Origin of the sequence: Parabacteroides timonensis (genome assembly GCF_900128505.1) — a bacterium.
In the GTDB taxonomy this organism is placed as follows: Bacteria; Bacteroidota; Bacteroidia; order Bacteroidales; family Tannerellaceae; genus Parabacteroides; species Parabacteroides timonensis.
Map to the genome: position 1 here is coordinate 1510665 of NZ_LT669940.1, position 17670 is coordinate 1528334.

Annotated in this window: 8 protein-coding genes; 2 read left to right on the forward strand and 6 right to left on the reverse strand. The window is 43.8% G+C overall.

The features are described 5' to 3' along the window. Positions 1 to 90: 90 nt before the first annotated feature. Both BQ7394_RS06590 and BQ7394_RS06595 read left to right on the forward strand, forming a co-directional pair. Complete coding sequence (locus BQ7394_RS06590; RefSeq protein ID WP_075556638.1) at positions 91 to 4464, forward strand: T9SS type A sorting domain-containing protein; 4374 nt, start codon at positions 91 to 93, stop codon at positions 4462 to 4464. Between the two features lie 12 nt (positions 4465 to 4476). Then, positions 4477 to 5565: an outer membrane beta-barrel protein gene (locus tag BQ7394_RS06595; protein ID WP_075556639.1), complete on the forward strand. Its 1089-nt coding sequence runs from the start codon at positions 4477 to 4479 to the stop codon at positions 5563 to 5565. Positions 5566 to 5653: 88 nt separating this feature from the next. On the opposite strand, the gene BQ7394_RS06600 is transcribed toward BQ7394_RS06595, so the two are convergent. The 6 genes from BQ7394_RS06600 to BQ7394_RS06625 form a co-directional block, all read right to left on the reverse strand. Next, complete coding sequence (locus BQ7394_RS06600; RefSeq protein ID WP_075556640.1) at positions 5654 to 7765, reverse strand: S9 family peptidase; 2112 nt, start codon at positions 7763 to 7765, stop codon at positions 5654 to 5656. 26 nt (positions 7766 to 7791) lie between these two features. After that, the gene (locus tag BQ7394_RS06605; RefSeq protein ID WP_075556641.1) at positions 7792 to 10188 is read right to left on the reverse strand and encodes a glycoside hydrolase family 127 protein; all 2397 of its coding nucleotides are present in this window, start codon (positions 10186 to 10188) and stop codon (positions 7792 to 7794) included. Positions 10189 to 10395: 207 nt separating this feature from the next. Beyond that, positions 10396 to 12849 (reverse strand): glycoside hydrolase family 127 protein, encoded by a 2454-nt coding sequence (locus BQ7394_RS06610; protein WP_075556642.1) that lies wholly within the window; start codon positions 12847 to 12849, stop codon positions 10396 to 10398. A gap of 33 nt (positions 12850 to 12882) precedes the next feature. After that, the gene (locus BQ7394_RS06615; RefSeq protein ID WP_075556643.1) at positions 12883 to 14880 is read right to left on the reverse strand and encodes a glycoside hydrolase family 97 protein; all 1998 of its coding nucleotides are present in this window, start codon (positions 14878 to 14880) and stop codon (positions 12883 to 12885) included. Between the two features lie 17 nt (positions 14881 to 14897). Then, positions 14898 to 16130, reverse strand: coding sequence for a glycoside hydrolase family 27 protein (locus BQ7394_RS06620; protein ID WP_374048156.1), 1233 nt, complete (start codon positions 16128 to 16130; stop codon positions 14898 to 14900). Positions 16131 to 16246: 116 nt separating this feature from the next. After that, on the reverse strand, positions 16247 to 17614 hold the full coding sequence (locus tag BQ7394_RS06625) for a DUF6055 domain-containing protein (RefSeq protein ID WP_075556644.1): 1368 nt from the start codon (positions 17612 to 17614) through the stop codon (positions 16247 to 16249). Positions 17615 to 17670: the final 56 nt, after the last annotated feature.

The following is a 17670-nucleotide window of genomic DNA, read 5'->3' on the forward strand; positions in this document are numbered from 1 at the left end:
TATAAAACTTTATTTTATTAGAATTAACTAAGTGAAGGGGTACCCCTTCACTTATCTGCTTATAAGCAGATTTGAACAAAAGAGAGGAACATGAGAAAAATTTTATTCATACTATTTCAGATAGTATTATGGACTGCAGTGCCCACCATAGCACAAACAAACACAAATGTAAATTCAGTTACAGAATTACAGACTATGGTCAGTGCAGCATCCACAGATAGTAAGTTTACGCTGACAGACGCTTTCGTCACTGATTTTAACAGCCAGGCTTCTGCCATAAGTTTAATAATAAATTCATCGGCAAAGATAACGGTAGACGGAGCAAATTTAACACTGAAAGCAGCAGTCGGTAAAGATCATTTCAGTATCGGCGGATCAGGGGAAGGCACACTGACCATTCAAAATATAATCCTCACCGGATTAGTGGAAGATACGGACCTGATCAATGGGGAGTTTCCAAAAGACTGGAGTCCGAATGCTTCTAAAATCGGCGGTGGAATAACAGGAGGTTTCTCCGGATATTTGAAAGTCGAAAACTGTCTCCTATCCAAAATGAGACCCGTATCGTGTGGTTTAAGTGTTACTGCTAAAAAAGTGATGGTCAAAGAGTCGTCATTCATCTCACTGGGAGTAACAGATGTATATGGCGGGGCATCTGCTATTTATACCAGAGGATCTACATCTTATGAGATAGAGGATTGTACATTTGCTTACAATTTCGCCAGAGGCTCCTGGGCAAATCCGTCCGGTGTCATTTACATTACAGTCAACGTTGCAGAGATCATTTCATTTAAAAACAGCCGGTTCTACAAGAATACGAACTGTACAGCTGTTAAAGATGGTGCAGCAGGAGGTGGTGCTATCGCGGTGAAGGATGCTTATCCTGAAAAATTCATTGTCGAAAATTGTGAATTTGTTGAGAATGAAATTGATTCGTTTGGTGAACTTGGAAATACTGCAGACGGAGGTGCAATCTATTTTTACCATCATAACGCCGGAGGCAGTTATCCGAACAGACCTAAGATCAATATATCAAACAGTACATTTACAGGAAACAGTGCCTTTGATGAAGGAGGAGCAATCGCATTTGTCGGACAATATCTGGTCAATGCTGAGGTGAGAAATAATACATTTTACGGAAATACAGCAAGAGGTGATCAACGCAAAGGGACATATACAGCTGATGGTTTTGACGGAGGTGGAGCCATAGAAGTCGATACAAAAGCTACAGTTATATTCGAAAATAATACAGTTATTAAAAATATAGCGCTAAAAGGAACAGCCACTTCCGGAAATGCCGGAGGAGGTATTTCCGTATATGGCAGTGGAAAGGCTACCTTAAGAAACAACATTATCAGTGGAAATGAAAGTACGTATAGTTATTCCGGTGGATATCCTGATATATATCCAGCTATTACATCCGCTTCATGGACATCTAAAACAGGGAGAAATATCATCGGAGAACCCCTGGTTAATATTTTCGGATTAGCCGATCCGAAGCCAATCGCCTATGGTAATAAAAAGGCAGGAGACCCACGATGGGACGGAACAAATGAGAATCTTTATAGTGTTATTAGAACAATCCCGATCTTACCGAATGATAAAAGCCTGGTAGATATACTACCTAGTGGCCTCGCAGACGATACTGTCGATAACTCAACTTTAAGCGATCTGTTAAATAAAGACCAAAATGACAACACACGTATTACTGCTAATGACGATTTTTCCGATTCCGGTTCTATCGAAATTCTTTGGGTTCGCTTCAATGCTAACGGCGGAAACTGGAAAGATTTAGGAGAGAACAATTACGTTGGTACCGATTACTATAATCTGGAAGACGGTAAAACGACCTATTATTATAAAGTGACCAATCACGGGGGCAAAGTTAGCAGTCCTACCACTGCTGCAGACAAGCTTGTTCATCCCGACGGAAAACAGTTCCACAAGTGGGTAACAGACGATGCAGAAGAGAAGGACTGGGTAAGTTCGGCTGTCATAACGGAAAATAAAAAATATAAAGCGTTATGGAAAGAAGATGCTTTAGAGGTAACCTATCATTCTAATTTCGATCCGGATAAAACGTATAAACAAACTTATGACGAAGGTAAAGTAATAACTGCCACTTATCCGGCTACCGGTCTACCGCAACGTCCGAACCACATCTTTATTAAATGGACAACTAATGCCGATGGAACCGGTACAGCTTATCAGCCCGGAGCATCCTTCACCATTACTGAAAATATCGACCTTTATGCCCAGTGGGAATCTAGCTCCACACTGAAATTACAATGGTCGGTATCTAAGACGACTCCGGAAATCTATGAATTCAACGATGTGGAAAACAACTCCACAACAACTGTTATGGTGGGAACTCCTGTCTATGTACAGATTCGTCCGATTGAACTCGATCATATAGACTTCGATACCTGGTCGATTGAATATGCAGCAACACCTGACAGTTATCACTATCCGATGGACGAAGCCATAGGTAAAACAGTACGCTACGATTTTAACAAAGGAGAAGCCCATACATTGGAAGGTACCTATTATTATAATGTAACCAGGCTGATATTGTATAAAAACGGATTAGAGGTTACCTCTTATATTTATCGTAATGCCTCCTGTACGCATAAAGTGATTATTTTGTCCGAACCGGTTGTAAAAGACCCAGTCCTGCAATGGTCGGTATCCACCATTACGCACGAACTACCTTATTTCAAGGATGTGGACGACCAGACGACAACTTCCGTGAATTACGGTACTCCTGTCTTTGTACAGATCCGTCCAGTCGGATATGACGGTATCACCTTCGAACGCTGGGATGTCGAATATGCCGTAACGCCTGTGGAACATTACTATGGCATGAATCCGACACTGAAGACAGAACGTCACAGTTTCAATAATAAAGAAGCACATACTGAAAAAGGTACGTATATCTATACAGTAACCAAGTTAACATTGTACGATTTGTATGGCAACCAGATCGTTGAAACATACGACTATAATAACTCTCCGTATAGACATACCATTGTTATTTGTGACGGAGAAGGTCCAGGTCCGGGACCGGGAGGTGCTCTGCAATGGTCGGTATCTACTGCTTCCAATAAGCTTGAAGACTTCCGGGATGTGGACAATCTGACTACAACAGCCGTGAATAAAGGCACACCGGTATACGTACAGATTCGCCCGGTTGGTTTCAACAACGTTACTTATGACCGTTGGGAGATTGAATATACAGCCACACCTGCAGACTATCATTATCCTCTGGAAGAGACTGTTGCCCGTACCGAACGTTATACCTTCAATAAAGGTGAAGCGCATACACTGGTAGGCACCTACGTCTACAATGTTTACAAGCTGACACTCTACAACGGTGAAAGTATCGCAACAGAACAATATTATACCGAACCGGCATACATCCACACGATCATCATCCGCGACGGAGGACTGATCGGCCTGGGTAAAATCGCTCCTTATTGTAGCGTAGAAGGTGAATTCAGAATACCTGTTCAATTACTCGACCCGGACAATATCCTCGAATACTCTGTACGCTTTTCCGATGAAGCCCTCAATGCCGGCTTCAAGGATACCGAATATAGAGACGTAACTCCGAATTACCTTACAGTTCCTGTTAGTAGTATCATTGCAAAAGGGATCTATACAGGAAATGTGTATGTACGTAAGAAGAGCGATCCGGGGCTGGTAGAACTTCATCCGTTTGAGATCGAAGTATTGCAAACGACTATGATTACCCGCCAGCCTCAATCGATAAATGTCTGTGATGGCGACGCCTTCACATTATCGGTCGAAGCTATCGGTATTAACCTGAGCTACCAGTGGTTCTTCAACGAGGAGGCTATACCAGGTGCGACTTCTGACAGCTACACGGCAGCATTGACTCCGGAAAAGGAAGGGATCTATTATGTAGACGTATACGGTGACTGCGGAATGGAGAGCAGCCGCACGGTAACGGTTAGCAAGAATGGTTTGCGTATCCTGGTGAAATGGAACGAGTTTCTATACATCACCAATCAGGATAACGAGTTTGTACGCTTCCAGTGGTATAAGGATGGACAGAAGATCGACAAAAACGGTACTTCTATCTATTATTCCGTACCGGAAGGATTGCTGGGTACCTACTTCATACAGGCATATCGTGCCGATGATACCTATGTGGTAAGCTGTCCGATCACATTCGAGACACTGACACAGTTCCAGAGTACCCGTGTTTATCCGACGATGGTCAACAAGAACACACCGATCACGATCCAGACAGGAGCACCGGATGAAACTCCTGAATCGGCTGTCGTAGAGGTATACAACCTGAACGGACAGATCGTAAACAGACTGGAGATGAAGACATGGGAAACTACCCTGTCTACCGATATGGCTTCAGGAAGCTATATCGTCAAGGTTACGACAGAATCCGGAAGAACAACAACTCACAAAATTATTATCAAATAAAAGAACCTGAATATGATCAAGATGATTTCCAATATAAGAAAAACGGTTTTATTACTTGCCACCGGCTGCCTGGTCAGCACCGTTTCCGCTCAGCAGGGAACGGGGGGCAGAGAACGTAGCCAGTATAACAACAACCAGCAGCAACAGCGTCAGCAGCAGCGTGAATATCGTGAAGAACAACGCGATACAACAAAGACTAAAACGTCCTACCTCACCGTCTCCGGCGGTGTGGGTTCCTCTTCCTTACGCTATGATCTGAATTATCAAATCGAGGGCTTTCAGGAAAAAGGCAACCGCGACAATAAACTCGGTTATGAAGTCGATATCCGTTACAGTTACTTTTTCAATCCCCACTGGGGGGTTGCTACCGGCGTAGGTATCTCCCGTTATGCAACCGTAGGCAGGCTAAGAGGAGATATGTCGGACGACAAGTATATGAAGCTGGGTAACATGATAGATGACGACGACTTCTCCGGTCACCCGCGTGAGTTCGAACTGCGTGCCCGACTGAAAGGCCTGGAAGAAAAGCAAACAGCTTTTCTTCTGGATATACCTTTGATGGCAATGTACCAAACGCGTTTCGGCGAAGAAGAAAACTGGGGAATGTATGCCGGGCTGGGTGTTAAACTTCAACTCCCTGTCCAGACAAAATACAAAGTACAGGATAACACGGCCAGTGAACTGAATGTGTCGGGATATTACCCGCATATTCCGTCTGATGTAGGTTCTCCTTCCGAATCGCCCGTGCCTCATCATGGATTCGGCACGATCAATGATCCGGGCAGCCAACTCGACTGGAGCGGCAAGAACAAACTGAAGTTAGGCGTAGCAGGAACAGCTGAATTAGGTTTCCTGATATCATTGAACGAAGACAAAGATATCGACTTGCTATTGGGTGGCTATATCGACTATGGTTTTACCAACATGAAGAAGAAAAAAGACCAGGGTTTACTCTCCTCTCCTGCATCTTATCATCCCGAAGGAAATAAGATCGTCGGACAAGGTATTCCTTACAACGGCATGCTGAATTCGAATGTAACCGATAAGGTGAAAGTGATGTCGTTCGGTGTGAAATTAGGGTTACGATTCAAACTGAATTGATAAAGTTCAGAGAACCTATATTTAATATGTTAAGCGATCAAAAAAGGCCGGAAGTTATTTTCCGGCCTTTTACTTATCAGGCAATTACTTATTTTTCATTCTTTACTGGGGACCAGTTATTCCAGTCGGGAGGAGTTACTCCCAGTAAATGTTTTACAAAGAAATCCAAACGTTTCCGGTCTCCATATTCACCTCCCAGCGTATGGTTGCTTCCCGGTACGACTACCAGTTCAAATTCTTTCTTTGCTTTTATAAGGGCATTGACAACCTGCATGGTTGTAGCCGGATCTACATTATCATCCATCTCACCGACCATCAGCATCAATGGCCGCGTCAATAAATGGGCATTTTCCACATTACTACAAGCCACATAACTGCTATCGACCGGATATCCCATCCACTGCTCGTTCCACCAGATCTTATCCATCCGGTTGTCGTGACAGCCACATCCGGCATAAGCAGCCTTATAGAACTCAGGATGGAAAAGTACAGCAGCCATTGCTTCCTGACCTCCGGCCGAACCACCGAACACACCTACCTTATCGATATCCATATAAGGATATTTTTGTGCTGCCGCTTTCATCCAGGCAATACGATCCGGGAAACCTGCATCTTTCAGATTCTTATAGATAATACTTTCAAAGGCTTTACTACGGAAAGATGTTCCCATCCCGTCGCACTGGACAACGATAAAGCCTAATTCGGCGATTTGCTGATGGAACCAGTAGAATGACCGGAATTCCTTCGGTGTATAGGCACTTCCGGGGCCGGCATAAATATATTCGAGTACCGGATATTTCTTAGACGGATCGAAATTGGTCGGACGGAAAATGACACCCCATATATCCGTTTCGTTATCGCGTCCTTTAGCTACGAAAGGCTCAGGAGCAATCCATCCGCGTTTCTTTAATTCTGTCAGATCGGATTCTTCAAGCGGCATGACCACCTTTCCATCTTTGGCACTGCGCAAAACAGATTTAGGAGCCTTGTCGACCTTCGACCAGGTATCGACCAGGAACTTATTATCAGCCGAAAACCAGGCTGTATGAGTGCCTTCTTCCGGAGTCAGACAAGTAAGGCCGGTACCGTCCATATTGATACGGTAGTAGCGTACCAGGTAAGGGTCTTCATCTTTCACCATTCCACTGGCGGCAAAATAGATCACGCGGTTTGTTTCATCCACCTCAACCACATTACGCACATACCATTCGCCTTTGGTGATCTGTTGTTTTACCTGTCCTGTTTGGCGGTCTATCAGATAAAGATGGTTCCAGTTATCGCGCTCGCTCATCCAGATCAGTTCATTCCCGTTAGCCAAGTCTTTGCGGAAATAACGGGTGTAATTGACAAAGGTGTTGCTTGTTTCTTCTACGATAGGGCGAACTTTACCTGTTTCGGCAGAAAGTTCCAATACCCGGTAAACCTGATGCCCGCGCTGATTATATTCAAAAAGAAGTGACCGGCTGTCCTTATGCCAATCCAGTCCGTGTACATCGAACTGGGAGGCAAAGAGTTCAGTCGACGGTGCTTTCACCTCTCCTGTCTCCACATTAAAAATATGGGGAACACGGAAAGGAAGGGCATCACCGGGTTTGGCATATTCCCGTTTATGCAGTTTGGGTTGTAACTGGTCTTTCGGTGATGACTCTACGAAATAAATATATCTCTTTTCTGCCGGACGGATCTTCATAGAAGCCACTTTCCGGGAGTCGGGCGACCAACTGATATAGGCAGAGTAATACTCACCGGGAGCACCATCCAGGCTCAGGGCTTTTTCCTGTCCGGTGGCTACTTCCTTTACATAGACATTGCTATTTTTAACGAAAGCAATCCTTTTTCCATCCGGAGAAGGGATGGAATCGCCTGTACGTTCCTCATCCGTTTCCGCCCAGTAGCGGTTAGGCCAATGGCGGGTATTTTCCGTGAGCAGGCGTTGCTTCATGGTGTCGGGCATGGCAATACGTGTTTTTTTATCAGCATCGACAATCACGTACTTTTCACCTTCCGGGGTGTTGCGTACATACCAGAAACGATGAGAGTCGCCTATCCAGCGAGGATTCATGTTCGAATAAGGAACAGCATCTTTAAACTTCTCAGGTAAAGAAAAGGCACGGGCATAGTCGTCTGCCGTGCCTTGAGCCCTGAGGGCACCGGCAAATAATCCGGTACCCAGAGCTACTAGCAATACTAATCTTTTCATTATCTACTACATATAAAAAATCCAAACTATTCTATAGTCCATTCAAAAAGGCCTGCAGAGTTTTTCTCCGGTTGTACCACTTCCAGTTTAACTGCTGAAGTTTTTACCGGTGTAAAACGGACTGTATTAGGATCTCCCTTGGCTACTCCATATTGAGTGGAGTTTTCTACGGGTTGCCAGTTACCGGAAGCATCTTTATAATAAATTTTCCAGCTTTGTGGGATACGGCAACCTCCCCAGGGGGCATCATCATACCAATAAACAGTAGTGGAAGAGACTTCCTGCGGTTGTTCAAACTCGTATGCGATCCATTCGGTAGTACCTTCCTGAGGCCACCAATGATAATAAGGGACAGTACGGTCGTTTTCATCCTTCGGGGTCAGACCGTCATTAATAGCAGAAATCGATTTTACCATATGAGAGGCTGTGATTTTTGCTTTTGAAGCGATCGTCGGAGGCATTACCGGGCGGGTTGCACTTACATCCTGCGGCAACCAAACGGACATTTCACCGGTACCGCGATGTGCCCAGGCATAATAAGGGATCATGGTCAGGGTGACATCTTTGGTAACCAGGCGACCGTTTTCATCGTACCCCAACGTTTGTGCTTGTGTTTTCAGTTCGTCGATACCATACAGAAGTTCCGGTTTACGTTCTACCGTGAATTCCGGTTTACGATTCATAAATACGCTCAGTACACTGAAGTCGTTATCAGGCCATTCGGCACAATAAACGAGCGGACCACGTTCAACAGAGATCTTTCCCCGGTCGGCTTCTACTTTCGAGTTGGCTTTTACGGTACGCGGTTCCATATCGAAATGAACTTCTACGACATCCCCTTTTTTCCACAGACGGTTTATAGCAAAATAACCCTTATCGAGATTACTTCTGAATGTTTCTCCATTCACTTTTACAGAATAATTCAACTGCTTATTATCAGTAAATGAATATAGATTGCTCGGAACGACTTCACCCTGTACCCAGCCCGGTATACGAATCTTTAAGGTGAAGTTTTGTTTTCCTTTCGGAGAAACGGATACGCGGATATCGCCGTTCCAGGGATATTCGGTAGTCTGGGCCAAGGTCACTTTCTTTCCTTCTACATTCAGCTCAGATGTGTTACTCATAAACAGATTGACATATACATCCTTATTGTGTACGGCATAAACATATCCGGGTAAAGAAGGAATAAAACGGCAGATATTAGACGGACAGCAGGCACATCCAAACCAGGGCTGACGCTGATGCTGACCGATAGATTCCAGCGGGTTCGGATAGAAAAAACCGCCTCCATCCAAAGATACTCCGGAGATCAATCCGTTATACAAGGAGCGTTCCAATACATCGTAATATTTAGATTCGCCGTGAAGGAGGAAGAGACGATAGTTCCAATACACGTTACCGATCGCTGCACAGGTCTCGCAATAGGCAGACATATTAGGCAACTCATAATTTTCACCGAATGCTTCACCGTGGCTGGTAGCACCGATACCTCCGGTAACATACAATTTCTTGGTTACTACATTATCCCATATCTTGTCAATGGCATGTACATATCCGGTATCACCGGTCAACGCGGCAACATCTGCCATCCCTGAATACATATAGGCAGCACGAACGGCATGGCCGACTGCCTCATCCTGTTCCAAAACAGGCTTATGAGCCTGACTATAAGCATCGGTACGGGTAGTATATCCACGTTTATCGAGGAAGAATTTAGCCAGATCGAGATATTTCTGTTGTCCCGTCACCAGATATAATTTAGCCAGTGCCATCTCTGCGATCTGATGGCCGGGAACGCGAACGAGCTGTCCGGGCTTATCCCCTATTTCCCGTTCCACGCAATCGGCATACTTGATGGCGATGTTAAGGAAGTTCTTTTTTCCGGTAGCCTGATAATGGGCGATAGCACCCTCGATCATGTGTCCCAGATTATAAAATTCATGGCTCAGGTCTTCCACTTTTTCCCAGCGTTTACTACCGGCCCATTCATGCGGATGCTCGGGGTTCATAGTACGAGAGGTATATAAATATCCGTCGGGTTCCTGAGCGGCTGCAACTACCGTCAATACACTGTCGATATATTTGGCCAACTTTTTGTCCGGATAAGTTTGCATGGAGTAACTGGCACCTTCAATGGTCTTATAAACATCCGTATCGTCAAAAGCCAGGCCACCGACCTTATACTCGCTACTGGGATGAGCCGCTTTATAGAAGTTATCATAACGGCCGGTTTCTTCACATTTACTGAATGCTAAAGGTATTGTCACTTCACGACTGGCTTTCAGACGTTGTCCCCAAAAGCTGTCGGTTACTTTCACGGAAGTGAACGGAACAGGAGTGATCGGATATCCCCCGTCATGTGTTTGTGCACTTCCTGCCAGACATAAGCCGGCTAGTGTTATTACCAGGATACTTTTCATGTTATTAGTTATTAAGTGTATGTTTTCATACTTATTCTATCGTGGTGTAAAATTAACACCATACAATTAACTTTGTATCTGAAATGGTATGTTGTATAACAGACATTTAAACTTTCAATGCAGGCACTGACCTCACGTCAAGCCTGCATTGTTCTCAAATCAAATACTTAATCTACAAAAAGTGTGTGTATAACAGTCTATGATGTTTTAGTTAACTTTCCATTCGATCACACCGCCCGATTCACCTTTCTGTAAGTTGATTACAAGTTTCAGACCGGAAGTTGTGACGGGTTCGAAGTCGACCGAATTGTAACAATCTTTCTTACAACCGTATTCACCTTTAGCCTTCACGTCTTTCCAGGTGTTTCCTTCCTTATATTGCACTTTCCAGTTAGCCGGAACGCGATAGTTACCGTCGTAATGATCGAATTCAAGCCAGTAGACTTCTACATTCTTTACTGTTTCAGGCTGATTGAATACATATTCGATAGCTTCTTCCGAACCTGTCTTCAACCAGAAATAATGATAGGGTTTCGACATATCGTCCGAGCTCTTCGGATCCCACTGATCGTTTACACCATAACAATACTCACGACGTTCGATAGGCAGACCATCCTTCTGGATCGGTGCACTGACAATGGTAAATGACTGGGCACGGGAGGCGATGCTTGGTTCCGGAGTCGGTTTTGCATAATCGGCAGACGCCGGTATCCAGACAGCCATCTCTGCATTACCGCGATTGTTCCAAGTTGAATAAGGGATTAGTTTCACCGGTACGTCTTTTTCTTCGATAGTACCGTCGTCATTACGATTCAACTCTTTGGCTGTACCTTCCAATTCTACGATACCGTTCAATTTGTCCTTTTCAAATGTATAAGACAGAGAGGCATTTTCCGGAAGATACTTATTGAAGACATGGTGGTCTGACTGATCCACTCCTTCGAGGCAATAAACGACCGGACCACGTTCGATAGCCAACAAACCTTCGTCTGCTTTCACTTTCTCATGTGCTTTGACACGGCGAACATCCATCGGCAGAGATATTTCTACTACATCACCGGCATTCCACTGGCGTTCGAGAGAAACATAGCCGTCATACGCTTTGCTTTTAACAGCCTTACCATTCACTTTCACCTGATATTTATCCGATTCTTTGGATGTAAAAGTATACAAGTCGCTTCCGGTAACAGGTTCATTTTCAGCCCAACCCGGTATACGCAGTTTTAATGCGAAATTAGCAGCAGTTTGCGGTGTAACTGTTAATTTAACCGTTCCATCCCATGGATATTCAGTTTCCTGATCCAATTCAACTTCATTTTCACCCAGTTTCACTTTACTGTTGCTACCGATGTACAGATTCACAAAAATGCTATTTTCCTGAGTGGCATACATATACATCGGAACAGAGGCCATAAAACGGGTTACATTACCCGGACAGCAGGCGCATCCGAACCAAGGAGCACGTTCATGCTGTCCCATCGATTCCAGCGGATTGTCATAGAAGAATTTATCTCCACTCAAAGAAACACCGGAGATTACACCGTTATATAGAGCACGTTCCAGTACATCCACATATTTAGCATCACCGGTTGCCAGGAACATACGTTGATTCCAATATACATTGGCGATAGAAGCACATGTTTCGCAATAAGCACTGTGATTATGTAATTCATATTCCGGTCCGAAACCTTCACCTTGTGCTCTCGAACCGATTCCACCGGTTATATAAAGTTTTTTGGTTGCCATATTATTCCAGATACGGCAGATAGCGTTAAAATAAGCAGAGTCTTTTGTCAAAGCGGCAACGTCGGCCACTCCGGAATAAAGATAACCGGCACGTACGGCATGACCGACAATCTCTTCCTGCTCCAGGATAGGCATGTGATCCTGGCTATATGCATTTAATCGATGACCGTCTGTACCGCGTCCTGCTTCTTCCACAAAGTAACGGGCCATATCCAGATATTTCTGGTCACCTGTCACTTTATACATTTTAGCCAGCCCCATTTCAACAATAGGATGCCCTGACGGAACACGCTTCTGCCCTTCATTCGGACCGAACACCTGACAAACCAGATCCGCATTTTTTATAGCGACATCCAGTAAAGCACGTTTACCGGTAGCACGATAATGAGCTACGGCTGCTTCATACAGGTGACCGCAGTTATAGAGTTCATGGCTGTTTAGTTTTTCCCAACGTTCCTTCCCCCACCAACGCGACAGCCGTTCACATTTATTCGTTACGCAGGTAGTCAGATAGCCATCCGGTTCCTGGGCGGCACCAATCAGTGTGATGACACTATCCAGATAGGCATCCAATTGAGGATCATATTTAACTGCCAGAGAATAAGAGGCTCCTTCAATGATCTTGTACGGATCAGTATCATCGAACGGAAAATCGCCTTTGTGTTCGCCTTTGATAAGTCCGCCGGCAAGGGCAAAGTTATCGAAACGTCCGTTCAACTCACATTGTTTGAATGCAGACGGGATAGATACAGTCCGGTTTACTTCGATACGGGGAGCCCAGAAATTATCTGTCAGATGTACTTCAGTAAACGGGACCTCTACGATCGGCTCTGTGGATGTATATTTATCCGGAATAGACTGACAGGCAAACAAACCGATAATAGGGATCGATGTAAATAATAATTCTTTCAGCATAACGCAAATATTTTGTTTTTGACTAATCCTACACTATTGTTGTTGTTTTAATGAAATAGCGAAACCTCCTCCTGGCGCCATCGACAGTTTTAGTTGAGTTTGTGAAGTAACTGTTTTTACTTCTTTTTTATAATCAGTAGCCTGCTTGGCTGCGTTCACTCCATCTTTAAATATGGTAGCTGTATAGTTACCGTTACCAAGAAAAGAGAGATCCAAAGTAACTTCACGCGAATCCCAGTTTGTCATTCCACCAATGTACCAATCAGTTCCCACACGACGGGCCGATACGATATATTCTCCCATCGTGCCCTGGAGAATACGAGTTTCTTCCACTCCGGTATTAGGAATACTGACTATAAAATCGGTACACTCTTTTTCTTTCCGATATATAGTCGGGTTATCAGCCAACATTGTCAATGGCGAGTCGTGTACGACATAGGCTGCCAACTGATGACAACGTGTACCCTGGCTCATCGGGTTATAGTAAATATCTTTGAAATCTTTTTTAGAAGCATTCCTCATCGCTCCGGGAGTATAATCGACCGGGCCAGCCATCATACGGATATAAGGCATTATCACATCATATTGCATCATATCTTTTTCAACTGTACTCCATTTCATTTCTTCCATACCGAACACACTTTCAAAATTGATAATGTTCGGATAAGTACGGTTAAGACCTGTCGGTTTATAGATTCCATGCAAATCGAGCGACAACTTATATTTAGCAGTTGCTTCAGCAATCCTGTAAACCATTTCTACTGCTGTCTGGTCATCCCGATCGAGAAAGTCGACCTTGAAACCACTGATTCCCATTTCCGAATATTTCTTGCATGCGGCTTCCAGCTGTTCATCGAGAACATTAAATACAGTCCACAAAATAATATCGACCTGTTTACTTTTAGCATAACGAACAAGTTCCGGCAAATCAAGATCGGGAATAACTGTCAACATATCTCCTACTTTCGGATCATACCATCCTTCGTCGAGAACAATAAATTCTATATTGTTTTCAGAAGCAAAATCGATATAATACTTATACGTATCCATATTGATACCGGCTTTGAAGTCGACACCGGAAATCCCCCAGTCATTCCACCAATCCCAAGCCACTTTACCACCTTTCACCCAGGAGCAATCACCGATACGATTGGGAGAAGCCAAAGCATAAACCATATTGTTGACCGGCATTTGAGTATCTTTTTCCGAAACGGCTAGAATACGCCAGGGGAAACTTCGTGTTCCGGTTGATTTTGCAATGTAATCACTACGTTCGGCAACATAACTCATATGTCGCCACGGATGATAATCCATGCGGGAAGGATACGGAGCAAACTCGCCTTTCAATGACGTTGTCTGGCCGTCTCCTTTTATAAACATACCCGGATAGGCTTCCAGATCCGATTCTGTTATTGTCAGTTTCACTCCATTATCATAATCTACTGTTACCGGAAGAAATGCTACATTTTCCGTATCGAAGGAGGTTAATGGAGCCTTCACATACAAGTTCTGAAAAGCCATGGCATAGGGATCTTTTCCTTTAGCAGCAGTGGAATAGGCCATATAAGTCGTATAATCTTTATCAAAATTAAACTCAGCCAATTCCCCCTGAATGATCATGGATTTCTTCCCCGCTGAATAAAAACGATAGGCTACACCTTCATTATAAGCACGGAATAGAATTCCATAATCCCCCTTCATCTTCAAATCTAATTCATTACAGACTGATTGAAAAGAAGGCAACCGATAGTGCGGCGATACAATTTTTTCTGAAATATTTTTACGTTTCTGCGAACGGATATGTGTATCGGTCCCCCATTGGGTTCCATCTTCCAATCGCATACCCAATCTACTGTCTTTCAGTAAACACTGGTCTGCCCGGTAAACAGAATAGGCCAATAGTCCGTTTTCTGTTCGTATCTCCACCTTCAATATTCCATCCGGAGATAATAAAATTAACGGTTTTTCTGCTGCATTTACACAGAAGATACCTAATAGACAAAGACATACAGTCAAAAAAGTGTTTTTCATATCAGATCATTTTTTAATTATTTCTTTGGAGAAAGCCGTACCATCAATACTCCATGGCCCGGTATATCATATTTTGTATGTTCTTTAGTCGTTCCCAGATCTTTATGTTGCCATAGATCACGTACAACATATTCCTGTTTATGTATATTCACGTCATTTGCAAAATAGATCGTCTGCCGTTTCCAGTCATGATCCAGTTTCCAGACTTGTTCGGTACGATTCAGAAAACAAACAGCCAATTCACCGTTAGCCAGCGGTTTAGCCCAAATCTCTTTCTCTCCCATATCCATAAAACGACGTGCCTGCTGCCCTAACGAATCCTGGTTAACGGCAATAGCTTCTTTGTTCGTTAATATTTCACGGGTTTCGGTATCCATTTTACGTAAATCATTACCTGCCATCAAGGGAGTTGCCAACATGCACCACATGGAAAAATGGGTGATGTTTTCGTCATGTGTCATACCTCCGTTACCGACTTCCAGCATTTCGGCATCATTCCAGTGTCCCGGCCCTGCATACGGATATAATTCAGCCATAATATCGATAATGTCCAGCACTCCGACACCTCCCCAATCAAATTTACATTGATAACAGTCGCGTATATCAGCCGTCACACGCCAGAGGTGACCAATACCTTTCCCCCATGTCCAGGGTTCATTTTCACCCCATTCGCAAATGCTGAATACAATAGGGCGACCACTTGCTTTCAAAGCATCACTCATCGTACGATAAGCAGCTTCGGCTTTTTGTCCTTCATTCGAACACCAGTCATATTTCAGATAATCGACGCCCCATGCCGCATATTGGCGTGCATCCTGAAACTGGTATCCACGACTTCCCGGCCGGCCCTGACAAGTATATGAACCGGCACAGGAATAGATTCCCAGTTTAAGACCTTTACCATGTATATAGTCGGCTAATACTTTCATACCACTTGGAAAACGTACAGAATCGACCTGGATATTTCCCTGTTCATCACGTCCAACCTGCCAACAGTCATCAATCACAATATATTCATAACCGGCATCTTTCATACCCGATGTCACCATAGCATCCGCTATTTCCTTCAACAGGCTTTCACTGACATTACAACCAAACTTATTCCAGCTATTCCACCCCATTGGCGGAGTTTGTGCTAATGAATTAAACACAGAATCCGCAACTTGTTTCTTTTCTCCAAAAAACATCTGGGCAGAAGTTTCAGTCCAAAATGCCAGTAAACATGCTACCAATAAAAAAAATTTCATCATATCTATCTGCTGATAAGTCTATACATAGGTTTAAGATATAGATAAAAGGGAGATACCTTATAACAAGCGAGATAAAATTCAGGTATCTCCCCGTAAAAAAAGTAATTCGTATACTTTTATTCGATATTAGTACCCGAAACCTTTATTTTATAAGGCCATTGGGCATCACTTTCCGTCGAGGAATTCATCCAGTGTTCTGTGGGTGCTCCCATTACAACGAGCCACAAATAGGATAGTTTTGTATCGGTTGGAGTTGTAAAAGAAACTTGCCCTTCCGCATCACGCCCAACAGTACCCAAAACAGATTTTCCATCCGCCGTAACACCGACAAAACCATAACGCCATCCGGCTTTATCCGCATGAACCAGATTATATCCAGTTGCATCAGATAAACCTTTGAAATCGACTGTAACCGTTTGGTTCGTTTCCGGAACTTCCAATTTAATGGCATTGAATCCATAATTTTCAGGACACACTTCCTTCACAACCTGCAACCAGCCGTTACCATCATCTTTCAGGTTTGCTTTAAACGGAGCAAACGAGTTGGCCCATTGCCGGGTGATATCATAAACGCGGTCGTAGTCAAGATTTACCAGATGTAAATAGGCATCCATCATTTCGTCATTGAACTGTTCCTGGGTCATTTCATGCATCCTTTTATAAGTAATGACGGGGTCTTCCCCTTTCAAACCTTGCCGGAACATTTCTGCGATAACCGGCAATCCATGTTTTACCCCCCAATATTCCAGTACATAAGGGGAATGATAGATATTATCGACATGCAGAAATGCTTTGTGTGTCAATTCTTTGAAAGCAACCCAATGATAGTTTTCATCTTTCATCCAATCTGGATTTACCTGCCAGAGCATCCATTGGGAGGCCATTTCATAAATACCGTTTCCTCCCCAGGCCTCGCCTTGTCCGTCAGCAATGATCTGTAATTGGAAGCTATGACCAAGTTCGTGAGCCACGGCATTCAGTTTTTGATCCTGCAAACGATTCGGTGCCGCCCAAAATGCACCGATTTTGTTATCATAAGTTCCTCCATAGGCTGTTCCTTCCAGTGAATACATGATCATAACCATCATCCGGTATTTTTCACTTAAGGAACCCGGCTTCACGAATTGCAGTTCATCACGAAAATAGGTATAGAATGTTTCCAACTTCTCTTTCAAATTATCCAGATCCACCTTCATTGACTTTCCTTCCAATTCCGGAGGGTTGGCCAGACCTTCTCCAAAACCTTTCTGCCAATAGATAACTAAATTATCGGTATAAGCCATCCGGTTATAAGAATAGTCGTTATCATTTGTCCACCAGTCTTGTCCGGAAAAATCTTCAGGCCGATAGAGTTCTTTACCCTCAGGAAGCTTTCCCGTTTTCCCGGTATCAGTATCATCACCGTCCTTACTGCACGATGAACAGGCTGCTAATAAGATAAAAGCTGCAACTGGGATGTATTTGAAATATTTAATTATTCCCATTACTGTTTTCTTTATTCTAAAGGCAAAAGGGCTTTTCGCCTCCTGCCTTTAGAGTT

Excerpts from the sequence above, each read along its gene's own strand:
- BQ7394_RS06590 (WP_075556638.1), top strand. The coding sequence starts at position 91 with ATGAGAAAAATTTTATTCATACTATTTCAGATAGTATTATGGACTGCA.
- BQ7394_RS06595 (WP_075556639.1), top strand. The coding sequence starts at position 4,477 with ATGATCAAGATGATTTCCAATATAAGAAAAACGGTTTTATTACTTGCC.
- BQ7394_RS06600 (WP_075556640.1), bottom strand. The coding sequence starts at position 7,765 with ATGAAAAGATTAGTATTGCTAGTAGCTCTGGGTACCGGATTATTTGCC.
- BQ7394_RS06605 (WP_075556641.1), bottom strand. The coding sequence starts at position 10,188 with ATGAAAAGTATCCTGGTAATAACACTAGCCGGCTTATGTCTGGCAGGA.
- BQ7394_RS06610 (WP_075556642.1), bottom strand. The coding sequence starts at position 12,849 with ATGCTGAAAGAATTATTATTTACATCGATCCCTATTATCGGTTTGTTT.
- BQ7394_RS06615 (WP_075556643.1), bottom strand. The coding sequence starts at position 14,880 with ATGAAAAACACTTTTTTGACTGTATGTCTTTGTCTATTAGGTATCTTC.
- BQ7394_RS06620 (WP_374048156.1), bottom strand. The coding sequence starts at position 16,130 with ATGATGAAATTTTTTTTATTGGTAGCATGTTTACTGGCATTTTGGACT.
- BQ7394_RS06625 (WP_075556644.1), bottom strand. The coding sequence starts at position 17,614 with ATGGGAATAATTAAATATTTCAAATACATCCCAGTTGCAGCTTTTATC.